The sequence below is a fragment of the Constrictibacter sp. MBR-5 genome, assembly GCF_040549485.1.
Lineage (GTDB): Bacteria > Pseudomonadota > Alphaproteobacteria > JAJUGE01 > JAJUGE01 > Constrictibacter.
In genome coordinates this window covers 1-26,867 of sequence record NZ_JBEPTK010000014.1, presented here as the reverse complement: position 1 = coordinate 26,867, position 26,867 = coordinate 1, and the positions used below count along the sequence as shown (strand labels likewise).

Sequence of the window (26,867 nt, the reverse complement as noted above, 5' to 3'; positions counted from 1 at the left end):
GCGGCGCAGGTTGCAGTGGGAAGGACGACGCATGCCGGACATGGCGATCGGAACGGCTGACCATGATGCGACGACGCGGGGCGCAGCGACGCGGGGCGCGGCGGAGACGGCCGGCGACGGCATCTCCGTGCACAACGTGACGGTGACCTACCGCAACGGCCTCACCGCGCTCCACGACGCCAGCTTCGACATCCCGCGCGGCACGATCACGGCACTGGTCGGCGTCAATGGTGCCGGCAAGTCCACCCTGTTCAAGGCGATGATGGGCTTCGTGCCCATAGCCCGGGGCGAGATCCGGCTCCTCGGCCGCACCGTCCGCGAAGCGCTGCGGGAGCATCTGGTCGCCTACGTCCCGCAGTCCGAGGAGGTCGACTGGGCCTTCCCGGTGCTCGTCGAGGACGTCGTCATGATGGGCCGGTTCGGCCATATGGGCTTCCTGCGCCGCGCCGGGCCCGCCGACCGTGCGGCCGTCGACGGGGCGCTGCGGCGCGTCGGCATGCAGGATTTCCGGCACCGGCAGATCGGCGAACTGTCCGGCGGCCAGCGCAAGCGCGTCTTCCTCGCCCGCGCCCTGGCGCAGGACGGCCGCGTCATCCTGCTGGACGAACCCTTCACCGGCGTCGACGTGAAGACCGAGGCGCAGATCGTGGCGCTGCTGCGCGAGCTTCGCGACGAAGGCCGCGTCATGCTCGTTTCGACGCACAATCTCGGCTCCGTCACGGAATTCTGCGACCGCACCGTCCTGGTCAAGGGAACGGTCCTGGCCTACGGGCCGACCGAGACGACCTTCACCCGGGAGAACCTGGAGCGGGCGTTTGGCGGCGTGCTGCGCCACTTCACGCTGGGCGGCGCCGAACTGCACGACGACGACGACCCGCGCGAGGTGCGCATCATCACCGACGACGAGCGTCCGCTCGTGCATTACGGCCAGCGCATCAGCCGGACAGGGGAGGTCGAATGACCGACCTGCTCCTGGCGCCCTTCGGCTACGCCTACATGACCAACGCGATGTGGGTCTCCGCCCTCGTCGGCGGGGTCTGCGCCTTCCTGTCGTCCTACCTGATGCTCAAGGGCTGGTCGCTCATCGGCGACGCGTTGAGCCATTCGGTCGTGCCCGGCGTCGTCGGCGCCTTCGCGCTCGGTCTGCCGTTCGCCCTCGGCGCCTTCGTCGCGGGCGGCCTCGCCGCCGGTGCGATGCTGTTCCTCAGCGAGCGCTCGGGGCTGAAGATCGACGTCATCATCGGGATCATCTTCACGGCGTTCTTCGGAATCGGCCTGTTCATGGTGTCGGTCAGCCCGGTGCCGATCAACGTGCAGACGATCGTGATGGGCAACATCCTGGCGATCACCCCCGAAGACACGTTCCAGCTGGCCGCGATCGGCTTCGTCTCCCTGGCCGTGCTTCTGGCGAAGTGGAAGGACCTGATGGTCACCTTCTTCGACGAGAACCACGCCCGCTCGATCGGCCTGCGGCCGGACCTGCTCAAGATCGTCTTCTTCACGCTCCTGTCGGCGTCGGTCGTCGCGGCGATGATGACCGTCGGCGCGTTCCTGGTCATCGCCATGGTCGTGACGCCCGGCGCCACCGCCTACCTGCTGTGCGATCGGTTCCCCCGGCTCATCGCGCTGTCGGTCGCGATCGGCGCCGCCACGAGCTTCATCGGCGCCTATGTCAGCTACTTCCTCGACGGTGCCACCGGCGGCGTCATCGTCACGCTCCAGACGCTGATCTTCCTGCTGGCCTTCGTCTTCGCGCCGAAGCACGGCGTGTTGGCCGCCCGCCGCAAGGCCTCGGCGGTCCTGCGCGCGCCGCGCGCCCCGGAGACCCTGCCGAGCGGAGGTGTCCGGTGACGCTGCTCGATACGCTGCTCCTGCCGTTCCAGTTTCCGTTCATGCGCAACGCCTTCCTGATCGCCGCGATGGTGGCGGTACCGACGGGATTGCTGTCCTGCTTCCTGGTCCTGAAGGGCTGGGCGCTGATGGGCGACGCGATCAGCCATGCGACGCTGCCCGGCATCGTGCTCGCGTGGATCCTGAACATCCCGCTGATCGTCGGCGCCTTCTGTGCCGGCATGGCGTGCGCGCTGCTGACCGGTTACCTGTCGCACAACAGCCGGGTGAAGCAGGACACCGTGATGGGCGTCGTCTTTTCCGGCATGTTCGGGATCGGCATCGTCCTCTACACGTCGGTGAGCACGAACGAGCACCTCGACCATGTGCTGTTCGGGAACATGCTCGGCGTCGGCGGCCGCGACCTGCTGACCTCCGGGGTGATCTCCTTCGCCGTGTCGCTGCTGCTGCTGCTGAAGTGGAAGGACCTGCTCCTGCAGGCCTTCGACCCGGCGCAGGCCAGGGTGTCGGGGCTGAAGACCGGCCTGCTGCACTACGGCCTGCTCGCCGGGCTGTCTCTGACGATCGTCGCCACGCTGACGTCGGTCGGACTGATCCTGGCGATCGCCCTGCTGGTCACGCCCGGCGCCATCGCCTTCCTGGTCGTCAGGAGCTTCGGGCGGATGCTGCTGGTCTCGGTCGCGGCCTGTCTCTGCGCCTCGCTGACGGGCACCTATCTCAGCTTCTTCCTGGACAGCGCCCCCGCCCCCACGGTGGTCCTGGTCCTCACCGCACTCTTCTGCCTCGCCTTCGCCTGGCGCCTGCGGGCGACCCGCCGGAATTCCATGCGGGCCTCCGCGGACCGCCTCGCCGCCTGACGATATCGGCCCCCGCCGCCGACCGGCGAAGGGGCCGCTCTGTCACCGGCGGAATTCGGCACCGGTCAGCAGTTCCCATTTGACCCACTGTTCCGGGCTGACCGCCTGCCGCGCCTGCGACATCGCCTCGAGGCGGATCTTGCCGGTCGCCTCCTTCTTCTCGGCGGCGCTCAGGTCCGACGACCTATGGACGGCGGCAAGGCGGTCGCCCATCGCATTCCCGATCTTGTCCAGCCGCTCACGCTGCGCGGCGGTCAGGTCCAGATACTCGACCACCGCCGGGCGCCCGAAGGCACGCACCCCGAAGGTCTGCACCTCGATCTGCTCGAGCCGTTCGATCCGGTGGACGCCGACCACCTTTTCCAGCCGCCCGAAGGTCTCCGCGTTGACGGATATGAACACGTCCTTCACCAGGGGCACCCGCTCCGCCTTCGTCTCGGGCTTCAGTGCCGTCTCGAACGCCGCGCGATGGCTTTCGAGGACTTCGTTGGAGACGGCCTGGGCCGTGCGGGCCTGCTCGTCCGTCAGCCCCAGATACGCGACCACGGCCGGATCGTGCAGCAGGCGGTTCAGGTGCCCGCGATTGCCGTCGGGGCCCGGAGGTGCCGCGGCCGCCGGCTGCGCCAGCAGGACTGCCGAAGCGAACAGCACTGCGGCAGCCGTCCGAAATCGAGAGATGTACACGCGGTTCGATGTCATCGTCCGCTCCTTCCGAAGAGTGGTTGTGGTGTGGGATTCCGTTTGCCCGCGTCTCAGAACGTCACGCGGGCGTTCAGGAAGACCGAGCGCGGCAGCCCCTGATTCATGAAGATTCCGCTGGAGCCGGAGACGTAGTTCTTGTCGAAGATGTTCTCGGCGCGCAGGCGCAGCTCGACGCCCTCGTGCTGCCAGCCGAAGCTGAGGTCGACGCGCGAGTAGTCGGGCAGGGAATAGGAGTTGTCGTTGTCGCCCTCCCGGCCGCGGACGTAGATGTAGCCGAGGCCGGCATCCCAAACGCCCAAATCGGTCGGGAAGCTGTAGTTCACCATCGCCGTGGCCTTGTGCTTGGGCACGTTGGCGGGCGTGTTGCCCTCGTACTGGACCGACTTGGTGTATTCGGCATCCAGATAGCTATAGCCGCCGACGATGCTCACGTGATCGGTCACCCGGCCGACCACTTCCAGCTCAACGCCCCGCACCTCCTGGTCGCCGGCGATGATCGACAGCGAGCGATCGTTGGGGTCCGTCTCGACCCGGTTGGTCTGCTCGATCTGGAAGATGGACAGCGTCGAGGCGACCCGGTCGCCCAGCCACTGGCTCTTCACGCCGATCTCGAACTGCTCGCCCTCGGAGAAGGGCACGGGCTCGCCCGTATTCAGCGTACCGACCTGCGGGGTGAGGGAGGTCGAATAGCTGACGAACGGGTTGAACCAGCTGTTCTGGTTGAAGATGGCGCCGATCGAGTAGTCGAGCGCCTTATCGTTGCCGCCGCTGTCGTTGAAGACGGTTTCCACGTCCGTGTAGCGGAGGCCGCCGAACAGTTTCAGCTTCGGGCCGACCTCGGCGAAATTCTGGACGTAGATCCCCTTCTCCTTGATGGTCCAGTCGACGGTGCCGGTATAGGGGCCGAGGTCGCCCACCGGGGCGAACACCGGGTCCCGGGGGTCGATCGATCCCCGGATCGTTCGCTGGACGCGATCGCTGTCATATTCCTCGCGGCGATGCGAGACGCCGATCGTGGTCGTGTTCGCGACGGCCCCGATCCGGTAGTCGCCCTGCAGCCCGGCCCGCGCCTCCTTGTGCTCGAACTCCGTCTCGAACCGGATGATGTCCCGGTCGATCAGCGCCGTCTTGGACGGAGCGGTGCGCGTATTCGCGGAGTCCCAGAGGGCGTCGATGTCGTTCTTGCCGTAGCTGCCGTCCAGCCAAGCCGACCATTGGTCGGTGATCGGCTGCGCGATCCGTGCGGTGACGATGTGGTTCGTCTGGTCCGAGACGCTGTCGTCGCCGACCAGGGACGGCCCGTTGAACCCGAAACTCCCGTCGCTGAAGCGGAGGATGCCGGGGTCCGCCACGCTCTTCTGCTCGCTGTATTCGTAGGCGAGATCGACCCTCGTCCCGGAATCGTTCCGCCAGGCGATCTGCGGCTTCACGATGTAGCGGTCGTCGTAACTGTTCCCGTGATTCTTGCCGGTGTACGTCTGGTTCGCCTCCTGGACCGTGCCGATCAGGCGGTAGGCGACGCCGTCGAGCGCGTCGACCGGTCCGGTCAGGTCGAAGGAGCCGCGGAGCGTGTCGAAGCTCCCGACGGTTCCGGCGATCTGGTTCCGGGCGTCGAACATCGGCTTCTTGGAGGTGTAGCTCACGATGCCGCCGGGCGACGCGGTGCCGTAGAGAAGGGAAGACGTGCCCTTCAGCACCTCGACGCGGTCGTAGAGCGACCGGTCATAGTGGTAGTGGCGCCCGGCCGGGCGGTGGCCGTCGATGTAGACGGAATTCGCCCGCGACCCCAGGCTGCCGCCCCTGGTCGTGGAGGACTCGAACCCACGGATCGTGAAGGTGTTGGTCATCGAACTGCCCGACGCCCCCGGCGCCGTGCCCGGTATGTACTGGAGGATGTCGTCGAGCCGCTGGGCGTTGATCCGCTCCAGGGTTTCCGCCGACATCACGTTCACCGTCGCCGGGGTCTCGATCAGCGGCACCGGGACGTTCGTGGCACTGCCGGAGTCGTAGGCGCGGAAGCCTTCGAAGCCGGTGTCGTTCCGGGCCTCGACGGTGATCGGCGCGAGTTCCAGAGCCGCACCGTCTTCCTGCGTCGCGGCACGGTCGAGCGTCACCGTGTCGGCACCCGTGAACCGGTAGGTGACGCCGGTGCCGGCGAGCAGCAGCCGCAAGGCCTGTTCGGCGCCGTAGCGGCCGCGCACCCCCCGGGTCCTGAGCCCGCGCAGCTTCTCCACGTCGTAGAAGACCTGGATCCCGGCCCCGTCGGCGAAGGCGAGTATGGCGCTGTTCAGGTCCTGCGGCGGGATCGAGACGGTCCGCTCGGCCTGGGCGACCTGCAGCCCCTCCCGGGCGACCGCATCCTGCGCGGCTGCACCCGAGACGCCGGCCCCCGTCGCCGCGGCGGCCATCAGCGGCGCCGCGAGGGCGAGCCGCCGCATCTTCACTCTGTTACGGGCGCAGCGCCCCCTTGCCGGATCCGACATCCCGTCCCCCTGTCGGTTGCGTCATGGTCGTGCGGCTGCATCTGCTGGTGCTTCGCATTCGCATTCACACGGGGGATGACGCGCGAGCGGCGGGGAGTCGGTAAAGGCAGGACCAATTTTCTTGGAGTCCTCGGAGGCGGCCGCGCCGCAGTTCAATACAGCGCGGTCAGGAAGGGCGGCAGCGCCACGGCTCGGGCGCCGAGTTCGGCGGCGATCATCGCCACGGCCCCGTCGACGTCGTCGATGCGGAAGACGCCGCTGACCCGGCGGGCGGCCAGGGCGGGATCGAGCACCAGAATGCGGCCGCGGCGATAGCGGCTGAGCTCGGCCACGGCTTCGACGAGCGGTGCGCCGTCGAAGACGATTCTGCCTCGCCGCCAGGCCGCCACGCGCGCCGGATCGACCGACCGCACCGGGCCAAGGCCGCTACGCGAATAGCCGACCGCCTGACCTTCCGTCAGTACCACGGCGTGGCCGCTGCCGGCCGTCTCCGGCGGTGCCACCGCGACGCTGTGCAGGAGCACCGCCACATCCGCCCCGTCGTCCTCCGTCCTCACCAGGAAGCGTGTCCCCAGGGCGCGCGCTTCCCCGCCGGCGGCGGTGACGGCAAAGGCGCTGGTGTCGGGGGCGGCGGCGACCGTGAAGACCGCCTCGCCGCGCAGCAGCCGCACCGTACGCCGCCTGTCGTCGAAGGCGACGGCGATGGCGGTGTCGGAGCCGAGTTCCGCGGTGCTGCCGTCGGGCAGCGATACGCTGCGGATCTCGCCCGGCGCGGTGCTGTGGTCGGCGCGCAGCGCGGTGAGCGGATCGGCCACCTCCACGGCGCCGAGCCCCGCCGCCAGCAGCACCGAGGCGGCTGCGGCGCGCCAGACCCAGCGGCGCGAGACCCGGCGGCGCGAGACCGCGCGGGCCCGGGCCCCCGGCACGGTCGGCGCGACCGCGCTGCCGTCGCCTCTCGCCGCGGCACCGTCCGCGACCAGCGGGCCCAGTTCCGCCATCGCGTCCCAGGTCTGCCGGGCGTAGGCCAGCGCCGCCTCGTGCGCAGGGCCGCGGCGGCGCCATGCTTCGAAGCTGCGGCGCTCCGCCCTATCGAGCGGCCCGGCCTCCAGCCGCACCACCCATTCGGCGGCTTCCGCCTCGATCTTCCGCTGGGCGTCCTGGGTTTCGGTCACACCGCCCTCGATCGGCGCCGGCGCATCGCGCGCGACGCTCTTCCGCTTCCTGACATGTAGGACGTTCCGGACGGGGGCGTACCGTACTCTGCCGCGACGCTAAAGGTCCTTCAGCCGCTGCATGGCATGGCTCAGGGCCCGGGCGAGGTGCTTCTGGACCGAGCTCTCCGAGATGCCGAGCCGGCGCGCGACCTCGAGGTGGGTGAGGCCCTCGACGCGGTTGAGCACGAAGATCTCCTGCGTGCGCGGCGGCAGTTCGGCCACGGCGCGCAGCAGCAGGGCGAGGCGCTGGCGCGAAGCCGTCGCGCGTTCGACCGGCGGCGCCTCGTCGGGCATCGCGGCCAGATCCTCGGCCGGCACCAGTCGGGTCTGGCGGCGCTCGTCCTGGCGGAAATGGTCGATCGCCAGGTTGCGGGCGATCCGGTAGAGATAGGCCCGCGCGTTCGCCGCTCCGGCCTCCACTGGCTGCTGGGCGAGCCGCAGGAAGGCCTCCTGCGTCAGGTCGGCGGCGGTATGGGCACAGCGCACCCGCCGGGAGAGGTATTCCTCCAACTCCCGGCCGTGCGCCAGAAACAGCCCCTTCAGGTTCCGCGCCGTCAATCCCATGCCCTCGTGTTCCCGGAGCGCGCCGCACTCTATCGATTTTGCGACTCATTCTCAATATCGCGCATGCTGCCGCGCGCGGCGAGCCTGTGGCGCGGCCGTGCGAAACACCGGCCGCGCCGTGCGTTCTTTCCTAAACGGCGGCGGACCTGCACTCTGGCGGCAGACCGTGTCCGCACGGCAGGCGCAGGAGGAAGAGCCATGGGCAAGTTGGATGGAAAGGTCGCGATCGTCACCGGGGCGAGCCGTGGGATCGGGCAGGCGATCGCCGAACTGTTCGCCGGGGAGGGCGCGCGGGTTGTCTGCGCGGCGCGCACGCTGAAGGAGGGCGACCACGCCCTGCCCGGGTCGCTGGAGAAGACCGTGGCCGACATCAAGGCCAAGGGCGGCGAGGCGACGGCGGTGACGGCCGAGGTGTCCCGGGAGGAGGAGTGCACTTCGCTGGTCGCCGCGGCGCGCGCCGCCTACGGGCCGATCGACATCCTGGTGAACAATGCGGCGCTGAACTATTACGTGCCGATCACCGACTATGCGACGAACCGCTGGATCCGGGCCTTCGCGGTCAACGTCCACGCGCCCTTCATGCTGTCAAAGGCCGTCCTCGAGGACATGGTGCCGCGCGGCACCGGTGCGATCGTGAACATCAGTTCCGGCGCCGCGATCGGTCCCGGGCGCGGCCCCTACGAGGACAAGAAGGTCCGTGGCGGCACCATGTACGGCGCCAGCAAGGCGGCGCTCGAACGCTTCACCCAGGGACTGGCGCAGGAGATGGCCCAGTTCGGCGGCATCGCCGTCAGCGCGGTCTCGCCGTCGCGCGTCGTGCCGACGCCGGGCACGATCTTCCACAAGCTGGTCAGCGGCATGGACGATCCGCGCGGCGAGCCGCCGGAATACATGGCGCGGGCCGCCCTGCTGCTGGCGAGCGAGCCGGCGGACAAGGTCAACGGCCGCGTCTGCTACAGCCAGCAGATCCTGGCCGAGTTCGGCTGGATCGAGAAGGCCGCCGGGCGCGGCGTGGAGACGCGCGGCAGCGGCTATTCCGAGGTCTGAACCGTTCCGTCGGGGCGCGTCGGCTGCTATGTGTGCGCCGACGCCTCCCGAACCGGTCGACGCTTCGGCGCGGGCGATTCCGGCGCCCGCCTCCACAGGACGGACATGGATCAGACCCTCTGGATAACGCTCGCAGGCATTCTCGTCCTGCTGCTGTTCTCGGCCTTCTTCTCGGGCTCGGAAACCGCGCTGACGGCCGTCTCGCGCGCCCGGATGCATCACCTCGAGCGCAAGGGCAACCGCAACGCCGCGCTGGTGCGGCGCCTGCGCGAGGACAAGGAGATGCTGATCGGGGCGATCCTGCTCGGCAACAATCTGGTCAACATCCTGGCGGCGTCGCTCGCCACCAGCGCGCTGATCGTCATCTTCGGCGAGACCGGCGTCGTCTACGCGACCGTCGTGATGACGCTGATGATCCTGATCTTCTCCGAGGTCCTGCCGAAAACTTTCGCCTTCAACCATTCCGACCGGCTCGCCCTCGTCGTCGCGCCGGTCCTGGTCCAACTCGTCCGGGTACTGCGTCCGGCGGTCGTCGCGATCCAGTTCGTCGTCCGCATCGCCCTGCGGCTCCTCGGCGAGCGGGCGGAGGCGCCCTACAGCCACTCCACCCACGAGGAGGAGCTGCGCGGCGCCATCGAGCTGCACCGCGGCGAAACCCGCGAGATCCGCGACGAGCGGCGGATGCTGCGCAGCGTGCTGGACCTGGGCGACGTCTGGGTCAGCGAGATCATGACCCATCGGCGCAACACCGTGATGATCGATGCCGGCATTCCGCCGCGCGAGATCGTCGAGCAGGTGTTGGCCAGCCCCTTCACCCGCCTTCCCCTGTGGCGCGACACGCCCGACAACATCGTCGGGGTGCTGCACGCCAAGGGTCTGCTGCGCGCCGTGCACGGCCTCGGCGGCGACTACGACAAGCTGGACGTGCAGAGCCTCGCCAGCCCGGCCTGGTTCATCCCCGATTCCACGACGCTGCTCGACCAGCTCCAGGCGTTCCGCCGCCGGCGCGAGCATTTCGCCATGGTCGTCGATGAATACGGCACGCTGATGGGCACCGTGACGCTCGAAGATATCCTGGAGGAAATCGTCGGCGAGATATCCGACGAGCACGACATCGCCGTTCCCGGCGTCCGGCCGCAGCCGGACGGGTCCTACGTGGTGGCCGGCACCGTGACGATCCGCGACCTCAACCGCGAGTTCGAATGGAACCTGCCCGAGGAGGACGCATCGACCATCGCCGGGCTGCTGCTGCGCGAGGCACGGCAGATCCCGGATGCGGGGCAGACCTTCGATTTCTACGGCTTCCGCTTCCACATCCTGCGCCGCGTCCGCAACCAGATCTCGTCGGTGCGGATCACGCCGCCGAAGCGGCGGCTGCGCGCCGCCGGCTGACCCCGCCTCCTGCTGCGGCGCCGGCAGCGCCTGCGTGTTTCTTGATCCAGATCAATGTCCGCTTCACCGGTCCGTGCGACCTTCGCGATACGCCGATGAGTTATGGCGCGGAGAGGCCGATGACCTGCCACATCCAGTATGATTTCATCGCGCAGACGCGCACCGTGGTCGACGCGGTGGTGCCCTGTGCCGGCGGACGACCCGCGGCGCCCGACGTCCTGCGTCCGAACGTCGCGGCGGAAAACCTCGTGGAGCGGCATCTCGCGATGCTGGCCGCTCTCGCCACCGACCGGCTGGCCGCCTGAGGGTCAGTCCGGTTCGCCCTCGGCGACGGCGAGCAGTGCCTCGCGGTCCTTGACGGCGATGCGGTGCGTGGTCACCGCCCGGATGACGCCGCGCTGGATGAGTTGCGAGAAGGTCCGGCTCACCGTCTCGATGGTCAGGCCCAGATAGTCGGCGATGTCGGTTCGATTCATCGGCAGATCGATCGGATCGGCCGGCTCGCCCAGCCGCTCCGCCCGCTCGGACAGCTTGAGCAGGAACGACGCGAGGCGCTCGCGCGCATGCTTCCGCCCGAGCAGGAGCATCTGATCCTGCGCCAGTTCCAGTTCGTTCGATGCGAAGGAGAGCATCCGCCGCTCCAGCTTCGGATGCGCATCGAACAGGGCGGTCAGCTTCGGCCGGGGAAAGCGGCACAGCCGCAGGTCCGTCACGGCCTCCGCGGTGTAGGCATAGGCCTCGTGGAACGCGAAGCCCAGGAAATCGCCGGGATAGAGGAAGCCGGTGATCTGCCGCCGCCCGTCCGGAAGCATCTTCGAGAGGCGCGCGACGCCGCGGGTGACGCTGAACGCATAGACCGCCGGGTCGCCCTCGTAGAAGACCGCCTGCTGCGGCTCCAGATGCACCTCGCTGACGATCGCATTGAGTTCGGCGAGTTCGTGCGGCGCCAATGCGGCGCAGATCGCGCGCGATCGCACGTCGCAGTCGCGACATGGGAACTCGTCCGATGCGGCCGTCGCGGGGCGCTGATGGGACGATCTGTTCATTCTGCGGCTGGCTTTCTCGGGTGCCGACGACTTCGACTATACACGTCGTGGCACCCGCCGCCATATGCGAAGGCGGTGGATCCGTGCGGCGGGTGGACGCTGTCGGCGTCCATGCCTGCCGCACAGGCCCGGCGCGTCAGTCGATCACATGCTCCGCCCGGACGCCGCGGCAGTCCATCTCGTACTCCAGGCCGATCACCGGCGGCCGGCAGAGATGCCAGGTGACGCCGGCACGCGCGGCCCCCCGGCGGACGATGTCCTCGCCCAGGAAAGGGTGGATGTCGTGCACCGTGTAGATCTGCGTTGCGGTGCAGTCCGGCCAGGATACGCCGAGCACGTTCATCCGCCGTTCCATCTCGACGTGGACGTGCCTGGCCTTCGCCGCCATGGCGTCCGGGCTCGTCTCGCCGTAGCGGACGATCCGCTCCTTGTAGGAGGCACCGCCCTCCTGCGCCTCGCCGCTGCCGGCGATGACGAAGGTCGGCGGCGCATTGTCGGCCGGCCGGGTGAAGGAGAAGGCGTGGAACGACGGCCCGGCCGGCGGGTCGATCTCCGGACAGACGTTGCTGCGGGCCACCGGGTTGACCTCGTCCTTGAACAGGCCCCAGCGCTCCAGCGTGCCGACATACTGGCGGTTGAAGTCGATGAAGCCCTGGTCGGTGAACGGCGCGGGAGAGCGCAGCTCGCAGGCGCAGAAGGCCGTCATCGGCCGGCCTGCCGCCGTGATGTAGGCCTCGATCCGCTTGAAGCCCTCGTCCAGGGGCACGGGGCGGTGGAAGCGGACCCGCTCGATGGCGAAGCCCGGCTCCGCCGCGGCGCCGCCCGAATACTGGAACATGCCGGGCACGAAGCGGAAGCCGCCGGGAAGGAAACTGGTGCTCATCTGGTCGGACCTCGCGCTGCGCGGGGAAGTGGCGTCACCGCCCGGACAAGTAGAGCGTAACGCCGGTCGGCTGCGGGAGACAATGCGCCGTCGAAGCGGCGCGCCGCCTCGCGACGCGGCTTCCGCACGCCGGGCCGTCAGCGCGCCGACTCCGTCTTCGGGAAGTGGTGCCGGGTGCGGTTGGCGAAGGCGACCAGCGACAGCATCACAGGCACCTCGACCAGCACGCCGACGACCGTCGCCAGCGCCGCCCCGCTGTTCAGGCCGAACAGGCTGATCGCCACCGCCACCGCCAGTTCGAAGAAGTTCGACGTGCCGATCAGCGCGCAGGGTGCCGCCACGTTGAACGGCACCCGCCACGCCCAGGCCGCCGCATAGGCGATCGCGAAGATCGCATAGGACTGGATCAGCAGCGGCACCGCGATCAGCGCGATCAGCAGCGGCCGGTCCAGGATCGTCTGGCCCTGGAACCCGAACAGCAGCACGACCGTCGCCAGCAGGCCCAGCACCGAGAAGGGCTTCACCGCCGCGGTGAACCGCGCCACGGCCGCCTCGCCGCCCTCCCTGCGGTTTGCGCGCGCCACCAGCCGCTGCCGCGTCAAAGCACCCGCGGCGAGCGGGATCACGACATAGAGCCCGACCGAGAGGAGCAGCGTCTCCCACGGCACGCTGATGTCGGTGACGCCCAGCAGCAATGCCACCAGCGGCGCGAAGGCGAAGATCATCACGACGTCGTTCACCGACACCTGCACCAGCGTGTAGGTCGGGTCGCCGCGGGTCAGCTGCGACCAGACGAACACCATCGCCGTGCAGGGCGCGGCACCCAGCAGGATCAGGCCGGCGATATATTGCTGCGCGTCGGCCGGCGCGATCAGGTCGGCGAACAGGACCTCGAAGAACAGCACGCCCAGGGCCGCCATGGTGAAGGGCTTGACCAGCCAGTTGACGACCAGCGTCAGGATCAGCCCCTTCGGCCGGTCGCCGATATGGCTCAGGCTGGCGAAGTCGACCGCCACCATCATCGGATAGACCATCGCCCAGATCAGCACCGCCACGGCCAGGTTGACCGAGGCGTACTCCCAGGAGGCGACCGTCTCGAACAGGCCGGGCACCAGGTTGCCCAGCGCGACACCCGCGACGATGCAGAGCGCCACCCAGACGGACAGCCACTTCTCGAAGACGCCGATGCCGCCGGGTGGTGCGAGTTCGGCCGACGCGGCCGTCGCTTCACTCATACGCGCGCGCTCTCCACAGTGTCGCAGCAGGTCGGGGCGGGGAGGGCCGAGGCCGGTGCAACGCGCTCCGCGCAGCAGGCGACACCGGCAGGCGGCGGCGCGCAGCAGATCGCCGACGCGCGCGCCGGATCGGCCGCCTCCGGTCCGGCGCGATACACCGTGCTCTCGCCGCTGGTCAGGAAGGTCTCCCAGGACACGCCCTGCGGGTCGCTGATCCACGACTTCTCCGAGCGGTGATAGCAGCAGACCGTCTCGCCCTCCTCCAGCACGGGGCCGTCGGCGGCGCGCAGGCGGCCGTAGACCTCGCGCAGTTCTTCCGGCGTCTCGACCTGGATGCCCAGATGCTCGATTCCGGGTGCGCCGCCGCGCTGCGAGATCGCGAAGTTCACGCGCGGATCGTCCAGCATCCACTTGGCATAGTCGGGTTTCAGCACGGTCGGCTCCGCCGCGAACAGCGTGCTGTAGAAACCGACGGACCGGCTCAGGTCCTCGACCGCGACATGGACGTGCAGGCGCTTCATCGCCGGATCCTCTTCGCTTCGGGTGGGGCCGCCGCGGCGGGCTCGCAGGCCGGAACGTTGCAGGCGGGGATGGTGCAGGCCGAGACGTCGCCGCGGCAGCAATTCTCGGTCAGATAGGCCAGCAGCCGGTTCATCGTGTCGTACTCGGCCACATAGATCAGCGACCGCCCCTCGCGGGTGAAGGCGACCAGCCCGGCGTGGCGAAGCTGGCTCAGGTGAAACGACAGCGTCGCCGCCGGTAATCCCAGCCGCTCCCCGATCTGCCCCGCCGGCATCCCCTCGGTCCCCGCCTGCACCAGCAGCCGGTAGATATCGAGCCGACTCTCCTGCGCGAGCGCCCCGAGGGCGTCTATGGCGGCCGTCTTATCCATATTTCCAGAATAATGGATATGTGGGGCGCGTCAAGGGTGCGCGGCGGTTGCTCATCTGAACAGCTGCCGGATGTCCGCCATCGGTCGAAACAGCTTCATGGGCTGATCCGGAAACGGCAGAAAACTCTCGCGCTCATAGAAGATGCGGGCATTCTCGTCCTTCGCGTCGACGATCACCGCGAACGAGGCGATTTCACTCCGGGCCGCCCGGTAGAGAGCATCCGCCAGGAGAAACCGGCCATAGCCCTTCCCCTGCTGTCGCCGATCGACAGCGAGACGGCCCAGCAGTGTCGCCGGCACTAGCGGATATCGCGGCAGTTTCCGCGCCGTCCGCTCCGGCAATTCGCCCAGGCGCACGGACGCCGACGAGAGCGTGTAGTAGCCGGCGACCGTGCCGTCCGGCAGCACCAGGACGAAAGGAGCGGCCAGGTTCTTCCGCGCGTCCTGCCCCGCTTGCGTTCGGAAATAGCGGTCCAGCGGCTCTACGCCGCTCTCGAACCCCGATCGGTCATGCGAGCCCAACGCCTCGACCCTGAGTCCTTCATCGGCTTCACCGGCCACGCGTCAGACGCCGGCTTTCTCGCGATAGCGGCGCACCGTGTCGCGAAGGCGATCATTGACCGGCTGCGGATTCATCAGCGCGTCGACGAACGCCTCGCTGTCGCGGACGGAGAGCGCAAGCTGGTGATGTTCCTCGATCGCCCGCCGGGCCGCGTCCTGCACGCTCGTCAGCACGAAGTCGGTCAGGGTCCGCCCCTGAAGGGCAGCCGCCCGCTCGATCAGATTCTTCTGCTCGGCCGTGACACGCGCCTCCAGGCGCTCCCCTCGGGTGCGCCCGCCGGCTGATTTCGGTGCTGCATTGGCCATGGCTCTTCTCCTGGCCAAATGTACGGCCAATGCCCGGCCACTTCAAGGGGCGGGCTTGAACGCGATCAACGGGTCATCGCCTGACGCGCTTCGTTTCGGCCGGCGCCGCGGCGGCCGGGTCGCACACTGGCATGCTTGCCGCCGAACTCTAACTCTGGCCGATCGGACGCGGTTCCGTCGGTGATTTCGATCCAGGCGGCAAAGGTTCTCCGAAGCCATTAGGCTGCGGGGGTGGCCCTCCATGAGCAAACTGACCAGTGGCGCCCCTAAATCCAAGTATGTGCCAGATCTCGATCGTGTATTCGATTGTGCGATATCGGTCTTCCGTTTCGAGGCGGCGGACACGCTTCATGTTTTGTCCGATTAAACCGGAGACTGTTTTTGCAGCGATCGGGCCATCATTTTGCGATAGAATCGATTCTATCACATCATTTACAGCCGCTCGGGCGGCGAGGCCGTCTTCGGGTGTCGCAGTGCCCGTATAGCCGAGCGGGGGGTATGCATGCGGCTCGAATTTCCGTTCTCCTTTCAAGCGCATCAGCACCTGGCGCTTTTCCGGGTTCAGCTGAACGATCTCTTGGGACGGGCTGGGGAATAAACGCGATTGTCTCCAGTAAATCGTGAGGACTATTGAGGCGAGGAAGGCAATAGCCAACAGGACAACGAAGATTTGCATTCGCCCCAGCATCGTAGCTCGCCGTGTATCGATCCTTGGCCATCCCGTCGCCCGTTGCGCGGGATGACAGCGAAGAGCGCGCGTTTCGAAGAGACTCTTAAATCGCCGTCCGTCTCCGCCATTCCCCCACCGCCGGGCGCTCCAGCCCCATATTCTCCCGCAGCGTCGCCCCCATGTATTCCTTCCGGAAGATCCCGCGCCGCTGGAGTTCCGGCACCACCAGGTTCACGAAATCCTCATACGCGCCGGGAATGTGCGTCGCACCCACCACATAGCCGTCGCAGCCGCGCTCGACGAACCACTGCTCCATCTTGTCGGCCACCTGCTTCGGCGTGCCCACCGTCGGGTGGCGCATCAGGCCGCGGCCGGTCGCCTGGATGAAGTCGCGCGGCGTCGGGTTCTTCTTGCCGCTGACCTGCAGCACGCGGTCGCGCATCGTCTGCATGCCGGAAATGCCGGCGACCTCCTCGTCGGTGAAGGGCTCGTCCATGCCCTTGGTGGCGAAGTCGAAGTTCAGCGCCTCGGACAGCAGCGACAGCGAGTCGATCTCCAGCGCCAGCGCCTGGATCTTCGCGCACTTGTCCTCGGCCTCGCCCTGGGTGGGCGCCACGATGGCGTGCAGGACGTTGCACATCTTGAACTGCTCGGGGTCGCGGCCGGCCGCCGCCACGGCGGCCTTCTGCGCCGCATATTCGCGCTTGGCCTGCTCCAGGTCGCGATAGGCCACGAAGATCACCTCGCCCCACATGGCCGCGAACCGCCGGCCGCGGCCGCTCGATCCGGCCTGGATGATGACCGGGTGGCCCTGTTCCGAGCGCGGCACGGTGAACGGCCCGCGCGAGGTGAAGAAGCGGCCCTTGTGGTCCAGCCGGTGCACCTTCTCGGGGATCGCGAAGACGCCGCTCTCGCGGTCCTGCACGATGGAATCGTCCTCCCACGTGTCCCAGTGGCCGAGCACCACCTCCATGAACTCGTCGGCGCGGTCGTAGCGCAGGTCGTGCTCCATGTGGCGCGCCTGGCCCATATTCTCCGCCTCGCCGTCGTTGACCGAGGTCACGACGTTCCAGGCCGCCCGGCCGTGCGTCATCAGGTCGAGCGTGCCGAAGGTGCGGGCGACGTCGAACGGCTCGAAGTAGGTGGTCGACGCGGTCGAACCGAGGCCGAGCCGCGTCGTCGCCATGCCCATGACGGTCAGAATGGTCAGCGGGTCCATCTTCACGCAGCGGATGCCGTGCTTGACGGTGTGCGCATGGTCGCGGCCGTACATGTCCGGCATCGACAGGCGGTCGTCGAAAAAGCCCAGGTCGAACTTGCCCGCCTCCAGCACGCGCGCGATGTGCTGGTAATATTCCGGCGACCAGGAATCCCGCCGCGCCTCCGGGTGCCGCCAGGATGCGGCGAAGTCGCTGCAGTTCTGCGCCTGAAGGAACGCCACCAACGCCATCTGCCGCATGAAACTCTCCCGCGTGTTGTCCGGACAGCAGACTAAGGCCTCCGGCGCGTTCGCGCTACGCGGCGGCGAAGCCTACGGCCAGGGGCGCTACGGCCGCACGCCGACCGCACAGTGCATCGGGTGCGCCATGAACAGCAGCCCGTCCGCCGCCGCGGCGTCGCGCGCCGCCTGCCAGATGCGCGTTTCCGCCGCATCGAGCTGCGCCAGGACGTGGTCCTCGCGATAGCGCCAGATCGGCCCCTGCGGGTGGTCGAGCGTCACCAGCGACGGGAAGCAGACGAGGTCCACCAGCCCCTGCGCGCGCATCCTGCGGTAGAGGCTGCCGTCGGCCACCCCCGCCGGCGACACCGACTGCGGCGGCGTCTCGATGCGCGCGCGCAGGCCCTCCGGCACGGCGACGTGCCACCATTGCGGCAGGTCGATCGAGCGGACGATCACGCCCACCCGGCCGCCCGGCTTCACCACCCGCTTCAGCTCGGCGATGGCGCGGTCGGCGTCGCATTCCTCCAGGACGGTGATCGAGAAGGCGCAGCCGAAGGTCGCGTCCGGGAAGGGCAGGGCCTCGGCGTTGCCGTCGCCGAAGCGGATCCGCCCGTCGAGCCCGTCGGCGGCCGCCAGCGCCGCCGCCTCGCGCAGCAGGAACGGGTTGGCGTCGACGGCGGTGATGGGGTTGGCCGTGCCCAGCCGCCGCGCCAGCATCCGGTCGAGCGAGCCGGCGCCGCAGCCCACGTCCAGGATCGCCTCGCCCGGCTGCGGGTCCATCACGTCGATCAGCGTGCGGAACATGGCGGCATAGGTCGGCGCCTTCGCCCGGTCCTCGAGTGCCGCCACGCCGCCCAGATGCGGCCCGCCCAGCACGATCACCGTGAAGCGCTCGGCGAGGGCGGGGATCGCCGGGTCCCACTGCGACGGCGCCAGGAAGAAGGGCAGCAGGACCAGCGCCGGCCCGCTGCCGGTCATCCGGTAGGTGATGCCGGCGACCGTCCCTTCACGCGCCGCGCCGTGCGGCTCGTCCGCCTCGCGCCGGCCGAGGAAGCCCGTCATCCATCCCGCCACCGCCGCGGTCCGGTCGGCCACGACGTCGGCCCATCCCGGTGCCGCATAGTCCGGCAGGACCTCGCGCGCGGCCCCCGCCAGCCGCTCCGCCGCCCGCGCCGTCACCGCATGGGTCAGCCCCTCCGACCCCGCGATCATCAGCAGCCGGCCGCCGAGCCCCGCGAACGGCGCCGGGTCGAGCCGGCTCGGGGTGCAGAGGACGAGGCCGCCGATCCGCCCGGCATGGTCGGCGGCGAGGCCGGCGATGTCGCCCGGCATCTGCGCCGCCACGTGCGCCGTCCGCAGCCCGAGATGATCGAGCAGCGCCAGCAGCCGTTCCGTGGTGCTCTGGCCGTCCGCTTTCGGCATACGCTATACCTCCCCGATGCGGGCCGTTCGCTCGCGGGCCCTTGCGCCGTGTCTCCGGCCGACCGGACAATAGGGCCGAAACTTCTCCCGCACGAGACAGGCTGCACGATGACCCAGGACGAGGAATTCGGCTTCGCGCCCGACTACGACGCGCCGATCCCCTACATGAAGCGGACGCGCGACTACTACGTCACCCTGGGCTACGGCACGCCCTATCGCTGGGCGCACTATCTCGACGTGCCGTTCACGCCGCTGGCGAAGCCGCTGTCGGAATGCCGCGTCGGCCTGATCACCACGGCGGCCCCCTACGACCCGGCGAAGGGCGACCAGGGTCCGGGCGCGCCGTACAATTCCGCGGCCAAGTTCTACACGGTCTATTCCGGCGACACGGCGCAGGAGCACGACCTGCGCATCTCGCACATCGGCTACGACCGCGTGCACACCAGGGCCGAGGACAGCCGCGCCTGGTTCCCGCTGCAGGCGATGCGCGACGCGGCGGCCGCCGGCCGCATCGGCTCGTTGGCACCCCGCTTCCATGGCGCCCCGACCAACCGCAGCCACCGCACCACCATCGACCAGGACCTGCCGGAGCTGCTGAAGCGCTGCCGGGAGGACCAGGTCGACGCCATGGTGCTGGTGCCGAACTGCCCGGTCTGCCACCAGACGGTCAGCATGGCGGCGCGCTATCTCGAGGAGAACGGCATCCCGACGGTCGTCATGGCCTGCGCGCGCGACATCGTCGAGCATTGCGGCGTGCCGCGCCTGATGTTCAGCGACTTCCCGCTCGGCAACGCCGCCGGCAAGCCGCACGACCCGAAGTCCCAGGCCGACAGCCTCGAACTGGCGCTGAAGGTCCTGGAGAGCGCCCCCGGCCCGCGCACCACCGTCCAGTCGCCCCAGCGCTGGAGCGAGAGCGGCGAGTGGAAGCTCGACTATTCGAACATCGAGCGCCTCAGCGACGAGGAAATCGCCAAGCGCCGCGCCGAGTTCGACCGCCAGAAGGAAATCGCCAAGAACATCCGCGTCGAGACCCTCCCCGAGAAGGAAAAGGTTTCGGCCTGAGGCGGAGCCGCTACGGCTTCAGCTTCGCCACCTCGTCCCGCAACGCCGCGGCGATCCGCGTGTAGGGATTGTCGCCGTCGCCCCGCGCCTCCAGGGCCGCCGCATCGAGCGGCGGCCCGATGCGTATCCGCACCTTCGTCGGCCGCGGCAGGGAGCGGCCGCGCGGCATGGCGGCGAAGGTGCCGTCGATCCAGACCGGCAGGACCGGCGCACCCGTCTCCGACAGCAGCCGCCCGATGCCCGGCAGGAAGCGCTGGATCTCGCCGTCCGGCGAGCGCCAGGATTCCGGGAACCAGATCAGCGCGTTGCCGCGCTTCAGCGCCTCCGTCCCCATGGCCAGCGCCGCCGCCGGCGTGCGCTCGTCGACCGGGAAGACGTGCAGCGGCCGCATGAGCGCGCGGCGGATCGGCCCGCCGTGCAGGCGCTGCGCGTCGCCGCCCCAATAGACCCGGCGCATGAAGTCGAGCGGCAGCGCCGCCCCCATCACCGGCGGGTCCAGGTCGCTCGCATGGTTGGCGGCCAGCACGCACGGGCCCTCCGCCGGCAGATGCTCCAGCCCTTCCACCTCGACCCGGAACAGCAGGCGCATCAGCGCCCGGTTCGTCGCGAACGCCGCCGTGCCGAACGCCCGGCCGGCCGGGCCCACCGGCTCGAACCAGCGCAGGTCCTCGGCCGACACCGCGGCCACGGCGGGCCGGTCGGCCGCCGTGCCGACCCGGCCCAGCAGGTCGCGCACCGTCTCCGACGCGGCCAGGTCCTCCTCGGTCAGCGCCACCCCCGCGCGCTGTTCGACGTCGAGCGCCAGCGTCATCCACTCCAGCGAGTCGATGCCCAGGTCGAGCGTCGGGCTGGCGTCCATCGACAGGCCGCGCTCGGCATAGCGCTCGGTCAGGATCTTCCACACCTCGGCCGCCGGCCCGCCGGCGATCAGGCCGCGGTCCTCGGGCGACGGCGCGACGGCGCGCGGCCGCGTCTCGCCGCGCCGCGCCCGCTCGTACAGGTCGCCCAGGCGGAAGCGCTGATACTTGCCCAGGCGCGTGCGCGGCAGGGGCTCGCGGCTGACGGCGAAGCCGGACAGGCGCTGGTAGGACGGCAGGCCGCGTGCCTTGTCGGCCAGCGTGATCCGCACCACGTCCTCGGCGCGCGTATAGCCCGACGCCCGCATCGCCTCGGCGTCCGGCACGACGATCGCGACCAGGGCGCCGTTGCGCTCCAGCACGGCCAGTTCGCGGAAATACGGGCTGTCGCCGTAGACCTTCTCCAGCTCGTCCGGGAAGACGTTCTTGCCGCCGCCCAGGACGATCAGCTCCTTCGACCGGCCGGTGACGTAGACGAAGCCCTTGTCGTCCAGCCGCCCCAGGTCGCCGGTACGGAACCAGCCGTCCTCGGTGAAGGCCGTCGCGTTCGCCTCGGGATTGTCGCGATAGCCCGCGAACACGCTGGCGCCGCGCAGCAGGATCTCGCCTTCGCCGGCGCCCTCGGACCCGGTCTCCCCCGCCAGGGGCGGCGCGATGCGGATCTCGCCGCCCTTCAGCGGCCGTCCCTCGCTGCCGATGATCTTGGCGCCCGGCACGTTGCCGGTGAAGATCGACGCCGTCTCCGCCAGGCCGTAGCCGCTCAGCACCTCCCAGCCCAGCGCCTCCAGCCGGTGGAACACCGCCGGCTCCAGCTGCGCCCCGCCGGAGATCATCACCCGCAGCTCGGGTCCGATCTGCCGGTGCAGGCCGGCCAGCAGGACGCGCCCCGCCTTGATCCCGAACCGCCGCCGCAGCACGTCCGACAGGGCGACCAGCGCCCGGAACAGCGTCTTCGCGACCTTGCCGCGCGCCGCGACCCGCCCCTCCAGCCCGCCGACCAGCGCGGTATAAAGCCGCGGCACGCCGATCATGATGGCGACCCCGGCCGCCTGCAGCGCCCTGATGATCTGCGGCCCGGCCACCGCTTCCGGGAAGACCACCGCGCCGCCGCCCGACAGCGGCGTGAACAGGCCCACGACCAGCGGATAGACGTGGTGCAGCGGCAGCGGCAGCAGCACCCGGTCGCCCGGCCGCACGATGTCCAGCGACACCATCGCCTCGACGTTGGCCGCGATGTTCGCCCAGGTCAGATAGAAGCTCTTCGGGGCACCTGTGGTGCCGGACGTGTAGACCAGCGTCGCCCGGTCCTCGGGCCTAAGCTCCGGCAGCCCCGCGATCTCCTCCGCGAAGACCAGCCGCCACGACCGCTCGTGCCGCTCCGCCGCACCATCGTCCAGCACCAGCGCGTCGATGCCGAGCCGCTCCGCCACGGGCAGGTGCGCCGGCGACACGAACACCAGCCGGCAGCCGGCGTCCTTCAGGTATGTCGCCGCCTCCTCCTCGCCGGCCAGGTCGTCCAGCGCCACGCCGACGCATCCCGCCGCCGCGATCCCCAGCCGCGCGACGGCCCAGTCCGGCCCGTTCGGCGCGATCAGCCCGACATGCTCGCCCCGCGCCGCGCCGGCGGCGACCAGCCCGGCCGCGAGCCGCCGCGCGTCCCCGGCCAACTCCGCGGCGCTCGTCGCGGTCAGGGCATCGCCCGCCACCGTCACCAGCGCCGCCTCACCCCCCCGCGCCGCCAGCGCGTCGAGCAGGGCGGTCAGCGACCAGTTCTCCGACAGGTTCCGCGTTCCGGGCGTCATTCGGGCTCCTGGCTGGTTCGCACGGCCGTCGCTGCGAACTTAGCCCTTCCCCCCATGATTACGAGGCCGGCCCCGCTTCACTGTCGTCCCCGGCCCCAGCGACCCCCCTCACTGTCATCCCCGGACGCAGCGAAGCGGAGATCCGGGGATCCAGGCCACGCGCTCAGGCTGTCCTTGGATCCCCGGGTCGCCGGGGCTCCGCCCCTTGCCCGGGGATGACAGGCAGGGATTATCCCCAAACCGTCATTGCGAGGCGCGCAGCGCCGAAGCAACCCAGGGCGAGCGCTCAGGCCGCCGGTGCGCGGGTCCTGGATTGCTTCGCCTTCGGCTCGCAATGACGGAAGCAATGGCGGCCTCACCCCCGATATCCCGGCTCCTCCCGATCCAGAATCCGCCGGATCGCCGCCAGATGCCGGTGCGCCTGTGACCCGCTCTCGCTCACCATCTGCTGCGCCGTGCGCTGCACCACCGCGTCGGGCAGGCGGCGCAGGGGCAGGCCGGTCGACCGCGCCAGCACCTGCGCCTTCGCCGCCCGCTCCAGGTAATAGAGGTCGTCGAAGGCCTGGGCGATCGTCGGCCCGGTCACGATGACGCCGTGTGCGGCCAGGAAGGCCACCGACCGGTTGCCCAGCGCCGCGGCCAGCCTGTCGCCCTCCGAATTGTCCAGGGCGAGGCCGCCATACTCGTCCTCATAGGCGATGCGGTCGTGAAAGCGCAGGGCGTTCTGCTCCACCATCTCCAGCCGCCCGCCCTCAACCAGGCACAGGGACAGGGCGTAGGGCATGTGCGTATGCAGCACGCAGCGCGCCGCCGGGTTGCTCAGGTGGATGCGCGAATGGATGAAGAAGGCCGTCGCCTCCACCGCCAGCGGCCCGTCCGGCCCCGCCTTGGCCTCCAGCACGTTGCCCGCGGCATCGGCCAGCACCAGGTCGCTCGCCGTCATCTCCGCCCAGTGGATGCCCAGCGGATTGACCAGGAAGCGGTCGCCGCGCGCGTCCACGGCGACGCTGAAATGATTGCAGATCCCCTCATGCAGCCCCAGCCGCGCCGCCCAGCGCAGCGTGGCGGCCAGGTCGACGCGCAGTTCGGTGAGGTCGGTCATGTGTGCCCGTTCCGTCGGATGGTGTGGACGGGAGTATGGCACGGGTGGGGCGGGAGGTGCAGGGTGCGGGGGCGACTAGGCACGTATCCATGCTATCGAAGCGCGCAGGTACCGTTAGTGGCAGACGACCTGATACTTAGGTAAACTACGTCCACTAAAATTCAGAGGTGTTGGATGATGGAGGGAATGCAAGCTTCTGTGCAAGCTTGGCTAAGCGAGCGGCAGCGACCGGGTAACTGGTTGGATGTCACTCCCGAGGACGAAATTCCGCCAGAGCTTCCAGATTGGATGCGCACATTTGTCCACATGCAGCAGATTTGCTTTGCCCCGGAGATTCGGCGTCGGAGAGATGCTGGTGAGTTGCCCGATGGTTTTCTTCTTTGGGGAGCTCAGCTGATACAGCCCCATGAAGGGGGACGTATAATTCGCCTTAATGAGGAGGTCAGAGGTGTGCCGTATTTGCGACTTGGTCGCGATGTAGAGAAAGGCGGGGGAGTTACGATCGGCGACCTAGATGGACTGGAATATTTTGACTTAAATGACGACGAGCTCGATAGTGGTCACTTCACGATGTTTTGGACCGGTCTGCGTTGGATATTAACGTTTGATTTCCGTTCTGGGCGCGCCAAGTGCGTTTCATTGATAGAAAAGTCGATGAAATTTCTGGCCGCCAGTAAGCTTTCCGCTAGCAACGGCTTGGCAGAGCCAGCTATCGATACGCTTCACACGGCGTGCGAGTTGCTCGCAAAGTCCAGATTGATTTTGACGCATGCGCCTGCGCACAAGTGGAGGTCTCATGGAAGTATAAATAGTGCCATTAATCGCGAAGGCCGATTGGGTAATATTGATTCGAGTTTTGTAGACTTATTTAACAAATTGTGCAACATACGTAGCAATGCTAAGTACGCTACCGGGTACGAGGTTGACCCTCCCTCACAAGAAGAATTTGATGTGACCGAGGGCGTCGCGCTAGGTCTTCGGCTTGCGGTGCAAAAACATAAACCAATTGAAGGCGCGATTGTCGAATGATGATGCGGGTTTTGGTGCGTACGGTCCTGGACAGCGATCCTAATTTAGGCGGTTGCTGTCACTATGTAAAGTCTTTGTCAGATAAAATTCAATTATCATATCTGGAGTTTGCGGTGGTGGGCAATGTTCGAAATAACAACAAATGAAATTAGCGCCCTCGCAGACGCGGACTTAAGAACAATGGTCGCTCGTTTGGCGATCGCGGAATTGCGCAAACAGGGTTGTCCGATTTCCTCGGTGACTGCCGGCGGTAACCAGGACGCTCCCGATGGAGGGCTTGACGTTCGGGTGCAATGCCCAGCTTCGATCCCAGGCCCTGACTTCGTACCGCGTCCGGATACTGGCTTCCAGGTGAAGAAACCCGATATGCCGGCACGGGCCATCGCACAGGAGATGCGCCCTCAATCCAATGGAGAGAAGGGCGGTAAGCTTCGGCAAGTCATAAAGGACCTCGCCGACGCATCCGGCGCCTACATCATCGTCAGTTCGCAAGGGTCGGTCGCTGACAAGCCGCTCGCTGAGCGAAAAACGGCCATGCGGGATGCGCTCCACGATCTCCCCAATGCCGGCAACCTTCACACCGATTTTTACGACCGTGACCGGCTCGCCACCTGGGTGAATGAATATCCCGGAGTCGCAGCTTGGGTGCGCCGTCGGATCGGGCGTGCGCTGTCTGGCTGGGACACGATCGGCAATTGGGTCGATACCACGGTCACCGAAGCGACGCCTTACCTTATCGATGATCGAGCGTGCTTGACCGATTATCGCTCGCCCGAACGGGGCAGCGTGCCCATCAGCGAGGGTATTGCCCGGCTTCGCGAGGCTCTTCTTACGCCCCGGCAATGCGTCCGTCTGATCGGCTTGTCGGGCCTCGGCAAGACGCGCCTCGTACAGGCGCTGTTCGAGAGCGGCGTTGGCGAAAGCCCCCTCGATCCAGGTTTGGCCGTCTACAGCGATATTTCGTTCGGCACGGTTCCGACGGCGCGGGAGATGGCGAGGGAGCTCGTGGCGCGCGGTCACAGAACCATCTTGATCGTCGACAATTGCAACCCGACTACGCACACCGAGCTCGCGAAGATCTGCTCCGAAGGAGCGAGTAGCGTCAGCCTCCTAACAGTCGAGTACGACGTCCGCGATGAGGACGAACCTGAGCGCACCGACGTCTTTCGGTTACAACCGGCTTCGCCGGATCTGGTCGAAAGGTGGATAGGGCAGTCTTTCCCGCACATTTCTCAAATCGACCGCCGGACGATCGGCGAGTTCAGCGATGGGAATTTTCGGCTGGGACGCGCGCTGGCGGAAACGCTCGGTAAAGGCGATACCCTCGGGAAACTCAAGAGCCGCGAGTTGTTCGAGCGAATTTTCCAGCAACGTCAGCATCCGGACAAAGACCTCCTTACTGCCGCCGAGGACCTGTCGCTGCTATATTCCGTCGATGGCGAAGACACCTCGGCCGCGGGAGAACTGGCGCACATTGCTGCTATCCGAGGTGTCAGCGCGAACTCGCTTTACGCCGCGCTCGTCGAGCTTCGCCGCCGCGGCATCGCCCAGGCCCGTGGCCATTGGAGGGCGATCCTGCCGCACCCGATTGCCAATCGGCTTGCAGCATTCGCTCTTGAGCGCATCCCTCCCGGCGATTTGGATCGCTTCGCCGCGTCGCTGCCGCCGCGGATGCAAAAGTCGCTGTCGCGGCGGCTCGGCTACCTTCACGACAGCCGGGAAGCGCAGGCGGTCGTCGCCCGTTGGCTTCCGTCCGACGGCCCTCTCAGTGACCTGTTAGCGCGCGGCGCGGTTGGCATTGAGCTCCTTACCAATATCGCTCCCGTTGCGCCCGAGGCCGTACTAAGGAGAATCGAACGGGAGCTCGGAGATCCGAGCAGCGCCGAACTGTTGCTACCAACCCACCCGATCCGCTGGCGGCTGATCCGGCTGGTCAAAGCACTCAGCTACGAACCCCATATGTTCGAAGCGGCCGCAATATTGCTGGCGCGCTTTCTCGCCGCTGAACCAGCCGATCACAGACAGGGTTCCGCTCGCGATAGCTTTGCCGAGCTATTCCACCTATGGTTGTCGGGCACTCAAGCTCTACCTGACCAGCGGCGTGCCTTTGTGCGACGGTTGGCGAATTCTGAAGATGCGGAGTTGCGCCGCTGCGCTTCCGTAGCGCTCGACGCGCTCCTCGCCACTCGATTCAGCTCCTCAAGCAACTTCGATTTTGGTGCACGATCGCGGGATTGGGGATGGCAACCAAAGCTCAATAGCGACGAGTGGGACTGGTACCGCGCTGGGATCGATCTTGCTATCGAACTGGCGGCGGTCATGGACGATGCCCGCAACACACTCGCCCGCAACGTCTGTCAAACGGCGTTCAAAGCTGACCCCGTATCGGCTTGCAATATTGACCCCCTGAAGTGCTCGCTGCCGTCCTGGGTGATGCGGAGCCGTAGGC

25 protein-coding genes are annotated in these 26,867 nt (G+C 68.1%); 9 read left to right on the top strand and 16 right to left on the bottom strand.

The window, feature by feature from the left end; translation table 11 throughout:
- Positions 1–31 precede the first annotated feature (31 nt).
- From ABIE65_RS22205 to ABIE65_RS22195, 3 genes are read left to right on the top strand one after another with little or no spacing between them, the layout of a single operon-like run.
- Positions 32–961 carry a manganese/iron ABC transporter ATP-binding protein gene (locus tag ABIE65_RS22205; RefSeq protein WP_354080767.1) on the top strand — a complete coding sequence of 310 codons (930 nt, stop codon included), beginning with the start codon at positions 32–34 and terminating at the stop codon, positions 959–961.
- A complete protein-coding gene (locus ABIE65_RS22200; protein WP_354080766.1) occupies positions 958–1,851 on the top strand; it encodes a metal ABC transporter permease in 894 nt (297 codons plus the stop codon). The genes ABIE65_RS22205 and ABIE65_RS22200 overlap by 4 nt, the downstream gene beginning before the upstream one ends.
- Positions 1,848–2,708: a metal ABC transporter permease gene (locus ABIE65_RS22195; RefSeq protein WP_354080765.1), complete on the top strand. Its 861-nt coding sequence runs from the start codon at positions 1,848–1,850 to the stop codon at positions 2,706–2,708. Before ABIE65_RS22200 ends, ABIE65_RS22195 begins: the two co-directional genes overlap by 4 nt.
- A 42-nt stretch (positions 2,709–2,750) precedes the next feature.
- Here the strand turns inward: ABIE65_RS22195 and ABIE65_RS22190 are convergent, their stop codons facing one another.
- The 4 genes from ABIE65_RS22190 to ABIE65_RS22175 all read right to left on the bottom strand — a co-directional run bounded on the left by ABIE65_RS22190 (position 2,751) and on the right by ABIE65_RS22175 (position 7,671).
- Positions 2,751–3,407 carry a hypothetical protein gene (locus ABIE65_RS22190; RefSeq protein WP_354080764.1) on the bottom strand — a complete coding sequence of 219 codons (657 nt, stop codon included), beginning with the start codon at positions 3,405–3,407 and terminating at the stop codon, positions 2,751–2,753.
- Between the two features lie 53 nt (positions 3,408–3,460).
- Complete coding sequence (locus ABIE65_RS22185) at positions 3,461–5,848, bottom strand: TonB-dependent siderophore receptor (protein WP_354080762.1); 2,388 nt, start codon at positions 5,846–5,848, stop codon at positions 3,461–3,463.
- A 197-nt stretch (positions 5,849–6,045) separates the two neighbouring features.
- The gene (locus ABIE65_RS22180; protein ID WP_354080761.1) at positions 6,046–7,065 is read right to left on the bottom strand and encodes a FecR family protein; all 1,020 of its coding nucleotides are present in this window, start codon (positions 7,063–7,065) and stop codon (positions 6,046–6,048) included.
- 99 nt (positions 7,066–7,164) lie between these two features.
- Positions 7,165–7,671, bottom strand: coding sequence for an RNA polymerase sigma factor (locus ABIE65_RS22175; RefSeq protein WP_354080760.1), 507 nt, complete (start codon positions 7,669–7,671; stop codon positions 7,165–7,167).
- Between the two features lie 198 nt (positions 7,672–7,869).
- Here ABIE65_RS22175 and ABIE65_RS22170 point away from each other — a divergent pair, with 198 nt between their 5' ends.
- The 3 genes from ABIE65_RS22170 (at position 7,870) to ABIE65_RS22160 (ending at position 10,415) form a co-directional block, all read left to right on the top strand.
- The gene (locus ABIE65_RS22170) at positions 7,870–8,718 is read left to right on the top strand and encodes an SDR family NAD(P)-dependent oxidoreductase (protein WP_354080759.1); all 849 of its coding nucleotides are present in this window, start codon (positions 7,870–7,872) and stop codon (positions 8,716–8,718) included.
- A 105-nt stretch (positions 8,719–8,823) separates the two neighbouring features.
- A complete protein-coding gene (locus ABIE65_RS22165; protein WP_354080757.1) occupies positions 8,824–10,110 on the top strand; it encodes an HlyC/CorC family transporter in 1,287 nt (428 codons plus the stop codon).
- 119 nt (positions 10,111–10,229) lie between these two features.
- Positions 10,230–10,415 carry a hypothetical protein gene (locus ABIE65_RS22160; protein ID WP_354080756.1) on the top strand — a complete coding sequence of 62 codons (186 nt, stop codon included), beginning with the start codon at positions 10,230–10,232 and terminating at the stop codon, positions 10,413–10,415.
- 3 nt (positions 10,416–10,418) lie between these two features.
- Here ABIE65_RS22160 and ABIE65_RS22155 read toward each other — a convergent pair whose 3' ends face one another.
- From ABIE65_RS22155 to ABIE65_RS22110, 10 genes are all read right to left on the bottom strand, one after another.
- On the bottom strand, positions 10,419–11,087 hold the full coding sequence (locus ABIE65_RS22155) for a Crp/Fnr family transcriptional regulator (protein ID WP_354080755.1): 669 nt from the start codon (positions 11,085–11,087) through the stop codon (positions 10,419–10,421).
- Between the two features lie 205 nt (positions 11,088–11,292).
- On the bottom strand, positions 11,293–12,039 hold the full coding sequence (gene cnbZ, locus ABIE65_RS22150) for a 2-amino-5-chloromuconate deaminase CnbZ (RefSeq protein WP_354080753.1): 747 nt from the start codon (positions 12,037–12,039) through the stop codon (positions 11,293–11,295).
- Positions 12,040–12,176: 137 nt separating this feature from the next.
- A complete protein-coding gene (arsB, locus tag ABIE65_RS22145) occupies positions 12,177–13,274 on the bottom strand; it encodes an ACR3 family arsenite efflux transporter (RefSeq protein WP_354080752.1) in 1,098 nt (365 codons plus the stop codon).
- Complete coding sequence (locus tag ABIE65_RS22140) at positions 13,271–13,795, bottom strand: ArsI/CadI family heavy metal resistance metalloenzyme (RefSeq protein WP_354080751.1); 525 nt, start codon at positions 13,793–13,795, stop codon at positions 13,271–13,273. Before ABIE65_RS22140 ends, arsB begins: the two co-directional genes overlap by 4 nt.
- On the bottom strand, positions 13,792–14,166 hold the full coding sequence (locus ABIE65_RS22135) for an ArsR/SmtB family transcription factor (protein ID WP_354080749.1): 375 nt from the start codon (positions 14,164–14,166) through the stop codon (positions 13,792–13,794). Before ABIE65_RS22135 ends, ABIE65_RS22140 begins: the two co-directional genes overlap by 4 nt.
- Positions 14,167–14,217: 51 nt before the next feature.
- Complete coding sequence (locus tag ABIE65_RS22130) at positions 14,218–14,727, bottom strand: GNAT family N-acetyltransferase (protein WP_354080748.1); 510 nt, start codon at positions 14,725–14,727, stop codon at positions 14,218–14,220.
- Between the two features lie 3 nt (positions 14,728–14,730).
- Positions 14,731–15,033 carry a type II toxin-antitoxin system TacA family antitoxin gene (locus ABIE65_RS22125; RefSeq protein WP_354080747.1) on the bottom strand — a complete coding sequence of 101 codons (303 nt, stop codon included), beginning with the start codon at positions 15,031–15,033 and terminating at the stop codon, positions 14,731–14,733.
- A gap of 148 nt (positions 15,034–15,181) precedes the next feature.
- Entirely contained in the window at positions 15,182–15,709 is a 528-nt protein-coding gene (locus ABIE65_RS22120; protein WP_354080746.1) for a DUF4844 domain-containing protein, read from the bottom strand.
- Between the two features lie 97 nt (positions 15,710–15,806).
- Positions 15,807–17,162 (bottom strand): LLM class flavin-dependent oxidoreductase, encoded by a 1,356-nt coding sequence (locus ABIE65_RS22115; protein ID WP_354080744.1) that lies wholly within the window; start codon positions 17,160–17,162, stop codon positions 15,807–15,809.
- Between the two features lie 87 nt (positions 17,163–17,249).
- On the bottom strand, positions 17,250–18,566 hold the full coding sequence (locus ABIE65_RS22110) for a methyltransferase domain-containing protein (protein WP_354080742.1): 1,317 nt from the start codon (positions 18,564–18,566) through the stop codon (positions 17,250–17,252).
- 108 nt (positions 18,567–18,674) lie between these two features.
- Here ABIE65_RS22110 and ABIE65_RS22105 point away from each other — a divergent pair, with 108 nt between their 5' ends.
- Positions 18,675–19,628 (top strand): glycine/sarcosine/betaine reductase selenoprotein B family protein, encoded by a 954-nt coding sequence (locus ABIE65_RS22105; RefSeq protein ID WP_354080741.1) that lies wholly within the window; start codon positions 18,675–18,677, stop codon positions 19,626–19,628.
- A 10-nt stretch (positions 19,629–19,638) separates the two neighbouring features.
- On the opposite strand, the gene ABIE65_RS22100 is transcribed toward ABIE65_RS22105, so the two are convergent.
- Both ABIE65_RS22100 and ABIE65_RS22095 read right to left on the bottom strand, forming a co-directional pair.
- Entirely contained in the window at positions 19,639–22,287 is a 2,649-nt protein-coding gene (locus ABIE65_RS22100) for an AMP-binding protein (protein WP_354080739.1), read from the bottom strand.
- Between the two features lie 355 nt (positions 22,288–22,642).
- Positions 22,643–23,389 (bottom strand): aldolase, encoded by a 747-nt coding sequence (locus ABIE65_RS22095; RefSeq protein ID WP_354080738.1) that lies wholly within the window; start codon positions 23,387–23,389, stop codon positions 22,643–22,645.
- A gap of 174 nt (positions 23,390–23,563) precedes the next feature.
- Here ABIE65_RS22095 and ABIE65_RS22090 point away from each other — a divergent pair, with 174 nt between their 5' ends.
- Both ABIE65_RS22090 and ABIE65_RS22085 read left to right on the top strand, forming a co-directional pair.
- Positions 23,564–24,418, top strand: a complete 855-nt coding sequence (locus tag ABIE65_RS22090) for a HEPN domain-containing protein (RefSeq protein ID WP_354080737.1) — start codon at positions 23,564–23,566, stop codon at positions 24,416–24,418.
- Positions 24,419–24,769: 351 nt separating this feature from the next.
- Positions 24,770–26,867, top strand: a 2,098-nt coding sequence (locus ABIE65_RS22085; protein WP_354080736.1) for a hypothetical protein, incomplete at its 3' end; no start/stop codon positions are given.